Raw genomic sequence first — 13,642 nt, forward strand, 5'->3', positions numbered from 1 at the left:
GCGGGGTGGCGGGGTCAGCCGCCGACCCGGGCGACCAACAGCGCGATGTCGTCGTCGGCCGCCGCCGGGACGAGGTGGGTGATCAGGGAGTCGCACAGGTGGTCCAGCTGGCGCTGGGGGTCGGCGAGCAGCTGGGTCAGTTCGGCGAGCCGCTCGTCGAGGTCGCTGCCGCGCGCTTCGATGAGGCCGTCGGTGTAGAGGACGAGGAGGCTGCCGGGGGGCACTTCGACCTCGGTGGGGGTGAAGGCGATGCCGCCGACGCCGAGCGGGACCCCGGGTGGGGTGTCGAGGAGGCGGACGGTTCCGTCGGGGAGGGCGAGGGCGGGCGGCGGGTGTCCGGCGCGGGTGACGGTGCACCGTCCGGTGGCCGGGTCGCAGACGATGTAGAGGAAGGTGGCCAGCATCGGTTCGGCGAGGTCGGCGAGGGCGGCTTCCAGCTGGTGCAGCAGCCGTACGGGTGGGAGGTCGAGGCGCGAGAGGGACCGTACGGAGGCGGAGAGGCGGCCCATGACGGCGGCGGCGGCGATGCCGTGGCCCATCACGTCGCCGATGAGGAGGGCGGCCTTGCCGCCGGAGAGGGCGAGGACGTCGTACCAGTCGCCGCCGACCTCGTTGACGTCGCTGGCGGGCAGGTAGCGGTGGCTGACCTCGATGCCGGGCGGCGGGGTGATGTGCTGCGGGAGCATGCTGCGCTGGAGGATGACGGCGGTCTCGTGCTCGCGGTGGTAGAGCCGGGCGTTGTCGATGCTGAGGGCGGCGCGGGCGGCGAGTTCGCCGGCGAGGGTGACGTCCTCGGCGGTGAACGGCCCGACGGGGCGGGTGCGGTAGAAGGTGGCGACGCCGAGCACGGATTCCCGGGCGACGAGGGGGGCCATGACGAAGGAGTGCACTCCGGCGGTGAGGAGCTGCGCGGGTTTCGCCGTGTGGCGGGCGGCGGGGGCGACGGCCTGGTCGTCGAGGCGGGCGATGAGGAAGGGCTGCCGGGCGGCGAGGGCCTGGGTGTAGGGGGCGGTGACGGGGAAGGTGAGGGTCCGGCCGAGGGGGGCGAGGATGTCGGTCACCCTGGAGCCGGAGAGCGGGGCCCGGCCGAGCCTGCGCAGGGCGACCCCGCCGGTCAGCCCCATGCCGGGCTCGTCCCCGCGGGCCAGGGCGTCGAGGACGTCGACGGTGACGGCGTCGGCGAGGCGCGGTACGGCGAGGTCGGCGAGTTCCTGCGCGGTGCGTTCCAGGTCGAGGCTGGAGCCGACGCGCATGCTGGCCTCGCTGAGCAGGGCGAGGCGGCGGCGTCCCGCTTCGGCTTCGACGTGGTCGCGCTGCTGTTCGGTGATGTCGACGAGGGAGGCGATCACGCCGATCGGCATGCGGGCGGGGTCCTCCACCCGGACGTACGAGCAGGACCACACCCGGTCGTGGTCGGGCTCGGAGGGGGTACGGCCGACGCGGCGGCGGTCCAGGACGGGGTGGCCGGTCTCCAGGACCTGCCGCATGGCCTCCTCCATCTCCAGGGCGTTGACCTCGGGGAGGATCTCGGCCAGGCGGCGTCCGACGTGCGCCGACTCGGGCAGGCCGTTCATGGCTTCCAGGGCGGCGTTGACCTGGAGGAAGCGCAGCTGCGTGTCGAGGATGGCGATGCCGACGGGCGAGCGGGCGAAGAGGCCGTCCCAGACCGCCGAGGAGCCGCGGATGCGGCGGGCGGCGTGGGCGTCGGCGGCGAAGACCAGCACCGTCGAGCCGTGCTGGCGGTCGGAGACCGGGGAGGCCCAGATCTCCACCTCCAGGGGGTGCCCGTCGCGGTGCCAGGCGGTGACGGTGCCCATCACCCCGCGTCCGGAGGCGGCCGCCTCCCACAGGGAGCGGCCGAGGCTGCGGTCGGATCCGGGGTGCAGCAGGTCGGCGATGTTGCGTCCGAGCATCTGGGGCGGGGTGTAGCCCAGCAGCTCCTGGGCCACCTGGTTCCAGCGGACGACGGTCCCGTCGGCGCCGGTGGCCACGAGCGCGACGGGCAGCGCGCCCAGCCAGCCGCCGGCGGCCTGCGCGGCGCTGCTGATCAGCTCGTCGACCGGGACCTGTTCGTTCACCGGGCCTCGTTCATCGGGGCCCGGTGACGGCGGCCGGCTCTCGTGGCACCTGCACGCCTCCATCGTCTGCCGGTCCGCGTGCCGCCGCCTCCCGGAGCCGTCTGCGGGGCCGTTTGCGGGGCCGTTTGCGGGGCGGTTTGCGGGGCCGTTTGTGGAGCCGGCCGCGGAGCCCCTTACCCGGGCCCCTCCAGCCGCAGCCGCCGGGCGTCGACGGTGAGCTCGACGCCGCGTCCGGTGACCCGTACGGCGGTGGGCCCCAGGGCCGGTCCGGGCGGGGCCGGGGACCGGGCGGCGAGGCGGTCGCGGATGTTCTGGGTGAGGCGCTCGGGGGCCGGGGCGCCCATCAGGGAGGCCCCGTCGAGGGCGAAGCCGAGCCGTCCGTCGCGCAGTTCGGGGCGCAGGGTGACGGTGAGGGCGCCGCCGGGCCCGACGCCGAGGCGCAGGGTTCCGGCGGCGGGGTCGGGGGCCACCTCGGAGACCGGCAGGCCGGACGAGCCGAGCCAGGCCCGGACGGCGTCGGCGGGTACGGTGATCCGCCCGTGGACGGCGTCGACGGTGCCCCGTCCGCTCCCGCGCAGGGCGGTGCCGTCCAGGTCCAGTCGTACGGCGGCTCCGGTGACGGGGCCGAGCGGGGCGTCGTCGCCGGAGACGGTGACCCCGGCGGCGCGGCCCCGGGCGAGCGCCAGCAGACCGGATCCGTGCAGGTCGGCGCGGGTGGGCCCGAGGCGGGGCCGCAGCGCGTCCTCGATCCGGTCCTCGACGACGGCCGTGGCGGCGGCTTCGGCGGCGCCCGTGAGCAGGGCCGCGGCGAGGGCGCCCGCGAGGAGCAGCCGGACGCGTCGGCGGCGCCGGGGTGCGCGAGGGGCCGGGGTGGGCCGCTGCGGGGACGCGGTGGCGGTGGGGGTCATGCCCGTGCCTCCGGTGCCCGGTGGTCGTGGCCGCCCTCGGGGTCCAGGCGGGGCAGGATCCGGTCCAGCCAGGCGGGGATCCACCAGTTGGCGCGGCCGAGGAGGTTCATGGTCGCCGGGACCAGGACCAGCCGGACGACGGTGGCGTCGAGGACCACGCTGACCCCGAGGCCGAGGGCGAGCATCTTGACGACCGGGTTCGCCGAGAGGAGGAAGGCGAGGAAGACGCTGGTCATGATGAGCGCGGCGCAGGTGATGACGCGGGCGGTGGAGGCCAGTCCGGCGGCGACGGCGGCCTCGTTGTCCCGGCCGGACAGCCAGTGCTCGCGGATCCGGGCCAGCAGGAAGACCTCGTAGTCCATGGAGAGCCCGAAGACGATCGCGAACATCATCATCGGCACGTACGACTCGACGGGGACGCTCTCGTCGATGCCGAGGAGTGCGGACCCCCAGCCCCACTGGAAGACGGCGACGACGACGCCGAAGGAGGCTCCGATCGACAGCAGGTTGAGCAGGGCCGCCTTGAGGGCGATCAGCGGGCTGCGGAAGACGGCGAGGAGCAGGACGAAGGCGGCCGCGACGACCAGGCCGACGACGAGCGGGAGCCGGTCGGCCAGCACGTCGCGGAAGGCCTGCTGGGCGGCGGTCTGCCCGGTGGGGTAGCCGGTGGCGTGGTGCGGGCCGAGGGTGTCGGGGAGGGTGTCGTCGGACAGCCGGTGCAGCAGGGCGGAGGTGGCCGGGGCCTGCGGGGCGCTGTCGGGGACGACGGTGGAGACGAGCAGGGCGCCGTCGGCGGTGGGGGCGGGCGGGGTGGCCGAGGCGACGCCGGGGGTGCGGGCGAGGGCCTGGTGGAGGTCCCGGGCGAGGGCGGTGCGCTCCTCGGGGGAGGCCCCGTCCTTGTCGAGGGTGACGACGACGGTCACGGGGCCGTTGGCGCCCGGGCCGAAGCCGTCGGAGACCAGGTCGTAGGCGCGGCGTTCGGTGGTGCCGGCCGGCGAGGCGCCGGCGTCGACGTGCCCGAGCCGCATGGACGCGGCCGGTACGGCGAGCAGCGCGAGCAGGGTGGCGCCCAGCAGCAGGAAGGTCCAGGGGCGGCGTCCGACGACGGCGGCCCAGCGCTGCCAGACGTCCCCGTCGCCGTCGGGTTCGTCGACGGGCGTCCGGACGCGGAGCCGGTCGATGCGGCGGCCGGCCAGGCCCAGCAGGGCGGGTGTGAGGGTGAGCGCGGCGAGCGCGCCGGTCAGTACGGTGACTCCCGCGGCGACGCCCAGCATGCCGATGAAACCGACGCCGGAGGCGAACAGTCCGGCGAGGGCGGCCGTCACGGTGAGCGCGGCGACGAGGACGGCCCGGCCGCTGGTGGCGACGGTGTGCCCGGCGGCGTCGGCCGGGTCGGGGAGGGTGTGGAGCAGCTTGCGGTGGCGGGTGACGAGGAACAGCGAGTAGTCCAGTCCCACGCCGAGGCCCATCATCACGGCGAGGGTGGGCGATACGGCGGCGAAGCTGAACCCGGCGGCGAGCAGCCCGAGTCCGGCGAGCCCGGCGAGCAGCCCGATGACCGCGCTGACCAGGGGAAACGCGGCGGCGGCCACGCTGCCGAAGCCCAGCAGCAGGACGATCACGGCGGTGACGACGCCGATGGTCTCGGAGGCGCTGTCGGCGCCGGTCGGCGCGGCGAGTCTGCCGAGCGGGTCGCCGTACTCGACGGTGACGCCGTCGGCGCGCAGCGGGGCGACGGCCTCGTCGACCCGGTCCGCGTAGGAGGGGTCGAAGCGGGCCGGGTTCGAGTCGAAGCGGACGGTGTAGTAGCCGGTGCGGCCGTCCTGGCTGAGGGCGCCGGGGGTGGCGAGCGGGTCGGCGACGGCGGTGACGTCGGGCAGGGCGGCCAGCCGCTTCCCGGTGGCCTCCACGGCCTCGCGGTGTTCCGCGATGCCGCCCCCCGCCCCGCCCGCCCCGCCCGCTCCGTCCGGGACCGAGAGGACGATCTGTGCGGGGACGCCCTTGGCGGCGGGGCCCCCGTGGGCGTCGAGGAGGTCGGCGCCGGTCTGCGCCGAGGTACCGGGGAGGGTGAAGTCGTCCTCGTACCGGCCGCCCCAGGCCCGGTCGGCGCCGATGGCGGCCAGCAGGACGAGGAGCCAGCAGGCGATCACGAGCCAGGGCCGGCGGGCGCAGCCGCGGCCGGTCCGGTGGAGCAGTCCGCGCGGGGTGGCGGCGGGCAGCGGCGGCCGCCCGGCCGGGTCGGTCGGTTTCATGGGCCGATCCTGGCCGGTGTTTGCTCGGGGACCATGAGCCGATTGTTAGGGCTGTGTGAGGCCGCGTCCCCGTGACGGGCGGGAGTTTCCGGGCGCGCCTAGCATGAACGGCGAACCGTGCCCGCAGCTCACCGGAGTCGTCATGCACCCCCGCAAGGGGCTCGTCCTGATCGTGGAGGACGACCCGAACATCGCCGCGCTGCAGCGGCTGTACCTGGAGCGGGACGGCTACCGGACGGAGACCGCCGTCGACGGTCCGGCGGGGTTCGAGGCGGTGGCCCGGCTGGCTCCGGCGGCGGTGGTGCTGGACGTGGGGCTGCCGGGGATGGACGGGGTGACGCTGTGCCGGCGGCTGCGGGAGCGGGCCGACTGGACGCCGGTACTGCTGGTGACGGCGCGCGGTGACGAGGCGGACCGGATCCTCGGCCTGGAGCTGGGCGCGGACGACTACCTGACGAAGCCGTTCTCGCCGGGCGAGCTGGTGGCGCGGGTGAACGCGGTGCTCCGCCGAGGGGGCCGCCGGGCCGCGGCCGGCGCGGCGGCCGTGTACGCGGTGGGCGGGCTGCGGGTCGATCCGGGCCGGCACACGGTGCACGTCGACGGGGTGCCGGTGGAGTTCACGGCGCTCGAACTGGGCCTGCTGGCCCACCTGCTGGAGCACCGGGGCCAGGTCTTCACCCGGGCCCAGCTGCTGGACCGGGTGTGGGGGGATTCCGCGCACCGGGACCAGCGGGTGGTCGACGTGTACGTGTCCCAGATCCGCGGCAAGCTCGGCGGCGCGAGCCCGATCCGCACGGTGCGGGGCGTCGGCTACAGCGCGGCGGCCGGGGAGTCCGGGTGAGCCCGGCCCGTACGGGGCGCGGCTCGCTGGCCCGGGAGCTGGTGCTGTTCGCGGGGCTGGTCGCGCTGGTCGCCGTACTGCTGAGCGGGGCGGCCGCCTGGTACACGGCGCGGGCCACCGCCGAGTCCCAGGAGCGGGACCGGCTGGGCCGGCAGGCGGCGGTGCTCAGCCGGGTGCCGCGGCTGTCGGCGCTGCTCCTGGACACCGAGCAGGTGATCGCCGGGGCGGACGGGGTGCGCCTGGCGGTGCTGGAGCCCTCGGGCGCCTTGCGCGGGCCGGCTTCGGACGCGGTGTCGCACGCCGGACGGGACCGGCTGCTGACCCGCAGGCCGTTGTCGGCGACGGGGACCCTGGACGGGCGACCCGTCATCGTCGAGGGGCGGACCTTCGGGTCGGGCGGGGTGGTGCTGGCCAAGCCGATGGAGGAGGTGGACGCGGCCGCCGCGCGGATGCGCCGCAGTCTGGCCCTGCCGCTGTGCGCGGGGCTGGCCGGGGCCGCCGTGGCCGGGCTGCTGCTGGCGCGCCGGATCTCCCGCCCGCTGGCCCGGGCGGCGGCGGTGGCGGGCAGGCTGGCCGACGGCGAGCGCGGCATCACGGCAGCCGCCCCGGCGGCCACCCCGGACGCCGGCACGGGTGCCACCCCGGACGCCGGCCGCCCGCCCCGCGGGCCGCTGGAGGTGGCGGAGCTCGACCGCGCCATGGCCGTACTGGACGGCGCCCTGGTGCTCAGCGAGGACCGCCAGCGCGAGTTCCTGCTGTCCGTCTCCCACGAGATCCGCACCCCGCTGACCACGATGCGCGGCTACGCGGAGGCCCTGGCCGACGGGGTGATCCCCGCGGACCGGGTGCCGGAGACGGGCCGGGTCCTGGTGGCCGAGTCGGACCGGCTGGACCGGTTCCTGTCCGACCTGCTCGACCTGGCCCGGCTGGAGGCGGACGAGTTCCCCGTCGAGCCGGCGTCGACGGACCTGGCGGCGCTGCTGGGCCGGGCCGCCGGGGTGTGGCGGGAGCGCTGCGCCCGGCACGGCGTGGAGTTCCGCTGGGAGCCCCCGGCGGACGGGGTCGCCCGGACCGTACGGACCGACGGCTTCCGGGTCCGGCAGCTGGCGGACTGCCTGCTGGCCAACGCCCTGCGGATCACCCCGTCGGGGCAGCCGGTGGTGCTGGCGCTCGCCGCGGCCGCGGGGGGCGGCGTACGGGTCGAGGTCCGTGACGGCGGTCCGGGGCTGACGGAGGACGACGTGGCGGTGGCGTTCGAGCGGGGCGCGCTGCACGAGCGCTACCGGGGGGAGCGCCCCGTCGGCAGCGGGCTGGGGCTGGCGATCGCGCACCGTCTGGCGTCCCGGCTCGGCGGCGCCCTCACCGTCCGGGGCCACGGCCCGGAGGGCGGCGCCGTCTTCACCCTCACCCTCCCCGCCACTCCCCCGTGACCGCCCGGCGCCGCCCCGCACCGCGCCCGGCGGCACGGCACGGTGCGGGGCGGCGGGTACGCGGTCACGGGCGCAGGTCGGCGCCCGCCGTGGGGGTGTCGTCGAGGAAGCCGCCCGACTGGTGCTGCCACAGCTTGGCGTAGGCGCCGTCCGCGTCGAGCAGTTCCTGGTGGGTGCCCTGCTCCAGGATCCGGCCGTGGTCGAGGACGACGAGCCGGTCCATGGTGGCGACGGTGCTCAGCCGGTGCGCCACGACGAGCGCCGTCCGCCCTTCCATGAGCCGCCACAGGGCGTCCTGGACGAGGATCTCGCTCTCGGAGTCGAGGGCGCTGGTCGCCTCGTCGAGCAGCAGGATCGGGGCGTCGCGCAGGATCGCCCGGGCCAGGGCGACCCGCTGGCGCTGTCCGCCGGAGAGTTTCACCCCGCGCTCGCCGACCATGGTGTCGAAGCCGTCGGGCAGGGCGTCGGCGAACTCCGTGACGTGCGCCGCTTCGGCGGCGCGGCGGATCTCGGCGTCGGTGGCGTCGGGGCGGGCGAAGGCGATGTTCTCGCGCAGGGTGCGGTGGAACATCGCCGGCTCCTGCGGCACGTACGCCATCAGGCCGCGCAGGTCGGACTGGGAGAGCCGGCTGATGTCCTGCCCGCCGACGGTGATCCGCCCGCCGTCGATGTCGGTCATGCGCAGGAGCAGCCGGGTGAGGGTGGTCTTGCCCCCGCCGGACCGGCCGACGAGGCCGATCCTCGTCCCGCTGGGGACGGCCAGGTCGAGCCCGGTGAAGAGCGGTTCCCCGCCGGAGTGGGCGAAGTCCACCTTCTCGAAGCGGACTTCCGCGCCCTGGGACAGCAGCGGTTCCGGGGATTCGGGGTCGAGGACCGTCGGCGGGGTCAGGAGCAGCGAGGTGAACTGCGCGGCCTCCGTCATCGAGCTCTCCAGACGGCGGTAGATCTGGTTGAACTCGAACATGATGCGGGTCGCGTTGCCGTAGTAGGTGAAGGCGACGACGACCGTCTCGACGCCGTGCCCGCGTGCGGCGAGCCCGACGGCGACCAGCAGGCCGAGCGCGTTGGTCAGTACGGACATGGGCGCGACGATCGTGTCGATCCGCAGGTTGCCGTAGTCCCAGGAGCGGAGCATGAGCCGCCGGGACTCGGCGACCCGCGAGCGGTGTTCGGCGGCCTCGCGCCCCTCGGCGGCGAAGGCGCGGACCGTGTCCATGTTCATGAGGCTGTCGGCGACGTGGCCGGAGACGCGGGCGATGGCCGCCTCGCGCTGGTCGACGAGCCGCTGCCGGCGGCGGATCAGGGGTGTGACGAGCAGCCCGGTGACCGCGATCATCGCCAACAGGCCGACGACGAGGAGCGGTTCGTACTGCCAGAGCACCACCGAGCCGAAGATCAGGGGCACGAACTTGCCGACGATCTGGAAGGTCAGGGTGTCGACGAACTCCTCGAAGCGGGAGGCGAAGCTCAGCACCCGCTTGGTGAGCGAGCCGGCGAAGTTGTCGTGGAAGAACGCGGCGTCCTTGGCGAACAGCTCGTCCATCCCGATGACGTAGAGCCGTTCGACGCCGAGGGCGTCGAGCCGGTTGAGGCAGTGCAGTCCGAGGCGCCAGCACGCCTCGGCCAGCAGAAGGGCGCCGGCGAAGGCGAGGACGTAGGGCAGGACCGGGCCGATGCCGGAGGCGACGGCGGCGCGGTCGTCCGCGATCCGGCCGACGAGTTTGGCGACGACCAGCGGCGCGACGTAGTTGATGCCGATGTTGCCCAGCGCCGGGAGCAGCATGGCGGGTGCGGCCAGTCGGCGGAGCCGGACCAGCTCCCGTCCGTAGTGGCGCAGTGCGAGGAGTACCGGGCCCCTGCCCGGCGGACTTTGGTGTGATTCGGGAGATCCCATACCAACCCTGTGCGGTGTGAGCGGCGGCAGGACAGGAGTCGCAGTGTTCCGCAGGGCCGCTCGCCCAGTCCAAGCGTTTTCTGCGTCTTTCCGCCGATCGGATGGCGTCTGCACCGTCACCGCCCGAAAACTCCCGCACCGCCTTCGATAGCGGGCAGACCCCCTTTGCCTGGCAGACGCTGGCCACGGTGGCGCATTTGCCTCTTGAATGAGAGAATGTGGCCGCGCGATCCTCACCGGCTCGCGCCGCCGGTCCCGGGCGGACGAGCGGCTCTCGCCGCCACGGGAAGACGGGCAGGAGGCCCCTGCGCACCGATCGCGGTGTTCGGTACGCGGGGGCCCTGCGCCGCAGGGCTCAGAAGCACTGCTTGTAGTACTCCGCGATCTTCGGGAGTGACTTGAGGTCCGCCGTGCGGCTCGCGTGCTGGGTGACGATGTACGTGATGCGGGCCGGCAGGTCGCTCTTGTCCCCGGCCACGAAGCCGGCCTTCTTGAGGATGTCGCAGAACTCCGTGATGAGGCGGAGCTGGGCGTGGTTCGCCGCGAGCGGGCACAGGGTGGCCGCCACGTCGGCGTGCCACTGCCCGGGCATCTCGCCCGGCTTGCAGTCCTGGTTGTCGACGCCCGGCATCCACGCGCTGCCGACGACCTGCGCCGAGTGGACGTTCTGACCGATCGTCTTCTGCCCGCCGGGGGCGGGGATGGTGCCCTGGGTGATGAGGGTCGGCATCAGGGAGTCGACCCAGCCGGCCGTGCAGTACGGGGTGGTCCAGGTGATCGACTGGAACGCACCGCTCTTCGTGATCACCTGGACCAGCCCCTTGGGAGTGGTCAGCGGGCCGCCGGCCGAGCTCTCCCAGTCGACGGTGTTCTGCGCCACCAGGGCGTCGTACCCGCCCGCACCGGCCACGACGGAGAAGATCTCCTGGACGGTGGCGTCCTGGTTGTTCTTGCGGAGCCACAGCTTGAGCGGGTGGTTCGCCGAAGCGACGTACAGCCGCTGGCCGTTGTCGGCGGAGAGCCGCATCCGCGTGTTCGACGTCCTGCCGTACACCGTGCCGCCCTTGTAGCGGAGCACGCCGTCGGGGGCGGTCCACAGGTACGCGCGGTTGAAGGCGTCGCGCGGCCCGGCGAGGGAGGCGAGGCAGACGGGTCCGGCCGTCTTCAGCGTCGGGGAGGTCACGGGCGCAAGGCTGCCGGCGACCTTCGTGAACTCGCGCTTTTCCAGGGCGGTTTGCGGGAAGGCCGCGAGCAGCGCGGCCTTGAAGGCGGCCTGCTCGTCCTCCAGGTCCAGCAGGAACCGCTCGTAGTGCTGGTTGTCGGCCATGGCCTTGAGATCGGCGGCGGTCTTCGCGGTGTCGGGCGCCCCGCCGGCCAGCCAGCTCAGCAGGCTCGGGTACGGGACGGGCGGGGTCTGGGTGCTCATGGTCTTCCCTTCGGTCGGACACGGAACGGTGGACCGGGTGGGGGGAGGATCGGGGCACGGCAACGCACACGGATCCCGGGAGGGAGCCGTCGTGGGGTGCGCTTTCACGCTACAGCGCACCTTCCCGCCATGCGGCCGAAACGGTCGAACCGGCCGAACCGGGCCCCGGGTTCGGCTCCACGAAAAAATCCCCGACCGGCCGCGAATCCTCCGGCACCCGCCCCGCCTCTTATCCGCGTACGACCCGGACCGACCCGACACCGCACGCCACACATCACCCACCACGGAGGAACCCCATGATGATCACCGCCATCGCAGTCGTCGCGGCCCTGCTCATCGGCGCCTGCACCTGGCACCTGCTGCGCCGCTTCAAGAGCCGCGGCTGAGCACCGACCGCACCCGAGGCCCCGAGCCACCTGAGACCCCGCCGGAAACGAGCAGCACATGAAACAACGCTTCGCCTGGCCGGACGACCGGCTGATCAAGGCCGCCCAGGACGGTGACGTCACCTCGCTCACCACCGTCGTCATGGAATCGCAGCCCCACGTACGCAAGTTCGCCCTCTCGCTGTGCGCCTCGCCGCAGGACGCGGAGGACGCGGCGCAGGAGGCGCTGATCATCCTCTACCGGAAGATCGGCACCCTGCGGGCCACCGGCGCGCTCGCCTCGTGGATGTTCCGGATCGTGCGCAACGAATGCCTGCGCCAGGTACGGCTGCTCGTCCCGCGCGGGCACGAGGCCCCCGACACCCCTGACGGCCCGGCGGAGCAGTCCGCCGAGGAGGCGGTGCTGCGCGGGCTGGAGGCGCAGCGGATCGCGGCGGCGGTCAGCGCCCTCCCCCGGGACCAGCGGCAGGTCCTGATCATGCGCGACGTCCAGGGCCTGCCCGGCAGGACCGTGGCGGACGCCCTGGGCCTGAGCACCGCCGCGATGAAGTCCCGGCTGCACAGGGCCCGCGCGACGCTGCGGCTCTCCCTGGAGCAGGCCCCCCGACCAGGAGCAGGAGACCCACGACCATGACGACGACCACCCCCAAGCCCGCACGCCCCGACTTCGCCAGCAGCTCCGTCCCGCGCCACCTGGCGCGGGGCGCCCTCGGCTTCGGCCTGATCATCGGCTCGATCGCCCTGGTCCCCACGGCCGGCCCGGCCGCCCTCCTGGCGGCCCCGCTGTCCCTGATCGCGTTCCGCGGCTGCCCCACCTGCTGGATGGTCGGCCTGGCCCAAACCGTCTCCCGAGGCCGCCTCCAGCGCGAGTGCCACGACGGCACCTGCACCCTCACCAGGCCGGACCCGGCGGTTGCCGCCCGGAAATGAGGCGACCAACCGGCTGGTGCGCGGGGCCCGCGGGAGCGGGTAACGTCTTTGTCATGTTCTTCCCGACGCCGATTTACGAGTGAGAGCGTGACGGGCCGCCGCTGACGTCCCTCCACGTCGCCGCGCCCGTCCCCACCGATGAATCCGTAGATCACTCCACATCACCACCGGGAGAACCCGTGCCCGACAGCAAGAACATCAACAACCCCGTGGGCCAGGGCGGCGGCCCGCGCAAGAGGCAGTCCCGCGCCGAGCGCCAGAACAACGGTCCGCACCGCAACTTCGACCGCCAGAGCGCCGCCGACAAGAAGGCGGAGCTGGTGCGCAAGATGCGCGAGAAGGCGGCCGCCGAGGCTGCCGAGGCCGCCGACCAGGCGGGCGACGGCACCGCACAGAACTGACGCACCGCCGCCGCGGAGCGGCACCGCACGGGGCAGGGCCCGGACCACGGCACACGGGTCCGGGCCCTGTCCCGTATCAGCGCTCCCCATGGCCCCGGACGCACGAAAGGCCGCCCTCCCGCAACGAGAGAACGGCCTCCGACCTGCGTTTCCGCATGGTCGGGACGACAGGATTTGAACCTGCGACCCCTTGACCCCCAGTCAAGTGCGCTACCAAGCTGCGCCACGTCCCGATGCCTGCTGACCTGGGGTTTCCCCCTGGCCTCACCGGCACGAGAACAATACCGCACTTCCGGGGGTGGTCGCGCGCACCTTTCCGGGGTGGGTGCGGACGCGCGGATCGGGTGGGCGCGGGGGTTGACCTCGACTTAACTTGAGGTTGCACGGTTGCTGTATGACACAGGTATCCGCGGACACCGGGCTCCGCTATGAGGATCTGGACCGGCTGATCGCGCTCATGACAGGGGCCGAGAAGCACGGGCCCGCCGCCACTTCCACCCTCGACGTGCTGTGGGTGCTCTACGACCGGGTGCTGCGCGTCGGGCCCGGGAACGCCCAGGACCCGGGGCGGGACCGGTTCCTGCTGTCCAAGGGGCACGGGCCGATGGCCTACTACGCCGTGCTCGCCGCCAAGGGGTTCTTCCCCGTCGACTGGCTGCCCGGCTTCGGGGCGTACGACTCCCCCCTCGGCCACCACCCCGACCGGACCCTGATCCCCGGCGTGGAGATCGCCAGCGGTTCCCTCGGGCACGGGCTGCCGCTCGCCGTCGGCAGTGCGCTCGGGCTGCGGGCCCAGGGTCTGGACGAGGCCGCCGTGTGGGTGCTGATCGGGGACGCGGAGCTCGACGAGGGCAGCAACCACGAGGCCATCGCCCACGCCGGCCCGGCCGGGCTGGAGGCGCTGCACACCGTGGTGATCGACAACGAATCCGCCACCCACGGCTGGCCCGGCGGGATCGCCTCCCGCTTCGAGGCGGCCGGCTGGAGCGCCGTCACCGTGGACGGGCGGGACCACGCGGCGCTGCACGCCGCCTTCACCGCACCGCATCCGGGCCGGCCGCACGCCGTCGTCGCCCGCGTCGAGAAGAAGTTCTGA

At 74.2% G+C, this 13,642-nt stretch carries 11 protein-coding genes and 1 tRNA gene; 6 read left to right on the forward strand and 6 right to left on the reverse strand.

Translation table 11 applies throughout. The annotated features are described in order from the left end of the window. Window positions 1–14 precede the first annotated feature (14 nt). The 3 genes from OG553_RS03990 to OG553_RS04000 form a co-directional block, all read right to left on the reverse strand. Window positions 15–2,078 carry a SpoIIE family protein phosphatase gene (locus OG553_RS03990; protein WP_405977623.1) on the reverse strand — a complete coding sequence of 688 codons (2,064 nt, stop codon included), beginning with the start codon at window positions 2,076–2,078 and terminating at the stop codon, window positions 15–17. 173 nt (window positions 2,079–2,251) lie between these two features. Further along, entirely contained in the window at window positions 2,252–2,986 is a 735-nt protein-coding gene (locus tag OG553_RS03995; protein ID WP_405977624.1) for a hypothetical protein, read from the reverse strand. Beyond that, complete coding sequence (locus OG553_RS04000) at window positions 2,983–5,238, reverse strand: MMPL family transporter (RefSeq protein WP_405977625.1); 2,256 nt, start codon at window positions 5,236–5,238, stop codon at window positions 2,983–2,985. The genes OG553_RS03995 and OG553_RS04000 overlap by 4 nt, the downstream gene beginning before the upstream one ends. A 103-nt stretch (window positions 5,239–5,341) precedes the next feature. Here OG553_RS04000 and OG553_RS04005 point away from each other — a divergent pair, with 103 nt between their 5' ends. Both OG553_RS04005 and OG553_RS04010 read left to right on the forward strand, forming a co-directional pair. Continuing rightward, window positions 5,342–6,079 (forward strand): response regulator transcription factor, encoded by a 738-nt coding sequence (locus OG553_RS04005; RefSeq protein ID WP_405977626.1) that lies wholly within the window; start codon window positions 5,342–5,344, stop codon window positions 6,077–6,079. After that, window positions 6,076–7,509, forward strand: coding sequence for a sensor histidine kinase (locus OG553_RS04010; protein WP_405977627.1), 1,434 nt, complete (start codon window positions 6,076–6,078; stop codon window positions 7,507–7,509). Before OG553_RS04005 ends, OG553_RS04010 begins: the two co-directional genes overlap by 4 nt. A gap of 64 nt (window positions 7,510–7,573) precedes the next feature. Here OG553_RS04010 and OG553_RS04015 read toward each other — a convergent pair whose 3' ends face one another. Continuing rightward, complete coding sequence (locus tag OG553_RS04015; RefSeq protein ID WP_405977628.1) at window positions 7,574–9,403, reverse strand: ABC transporter ATP-binding protein; 1,830 nt, start codon at window positions 9,401–9,403, stop codon at window positions 7,574–7,576. Between the two features lie 355 nt (window positions 9,404–9,758). After that, window positions 9,759–10,829 carry a hypothetical protein gene (locus OG553_RS04020; protein WP_405977629.1) on the reverse strand — a complete coding sequence of 357 codons (1,071 nt, stop codon included), beginning with the start codon at window positions 10,827–10,829 and terminating at the stop codon, window positions 9,759–9,761. A gap of 444 nt (window positions 10,830–11,273) precedes the next feature. On the opposite strand from OG553_RS04020, the gene OG553_RS04025 reads away from it, so the two are divergent. The 3 genes from OG553_RS04025 (at window position 11,274) to OG553_RS04035 (ending at window position 12,546) form a co-directional block, all read left to right on the forward strand. Continuing rightward, on the forward strand, window positions 11,274–11,849 hold the full coding sequence (locus OG553_RS04025) for an RNA polymerase sigma factor (protein ID WP_405977630.1): 576 nt from the start codon (window positions 11,274–11,276) through the stop codon (window positions 11,847–11,849). Beyond that, complete coding sequence (locus OG553_RS04030) at window positions 11,846–12,145, forward strand: hypothetical protein (RefSeq protein ID WP_405977631.1); 300 nt, start codon at window positions 11,846–11,848, stop codon at window positions 12,143–12,145. Before OG553_RS04025 ends, OG553_RS04030 begins: the two co-directional genes overlap by 4 nt. A 179-nt stretch (window positions 12,146–12,324) precedes the next feature. Next, the gene (locus tag OG553_RS04035) at window positions 12,325–12,546 is read left to right on the forward strand and encodes a DUF6243 family protein (RefSeq protein ID WP_405977632.1); all 222 of its coding nucleotides are present in this window, start codon (window positions 12,325–12,327) and stop codon (window positions 12,544–12,546) included. Between the two features lie 156 nt (window positions 12,547–12,702). Here the strand turns inward: OG553_RS04035 and OG553_RS04040 are convergent. Then, window positions 12,703–12,779, reverse strand: a tRNA-Pro gene (locus OG553_RS04040). A 161-nt stretch (window positions 12,780–12,940) separates the two neighbouring features. Between OG553_RS04040 and OG553_RS04045 the strand changes: the two genes are divergently transcribed. Next, window positions 12,941–13,642, forward strand: a complete 702-nt coding sequence (locus OG553_RS04045) for a transketolase (RefSeq protein WP_405977633.1) — start codon at window positions 12,941–12,943, stop codon at window positions 13,640–13,642.

Origin of the sequence: Streptomyces sp. NBC_00158 (genome assembly GCF_045160885.1) — a bacterium.
In the GTDB taxonomy this organism is placed as follows: domain Bacteria; phylum Actinomycetota; class Actinomycetes; order Streptomycetales; family Streptomycetaceae; genus Streptomyces.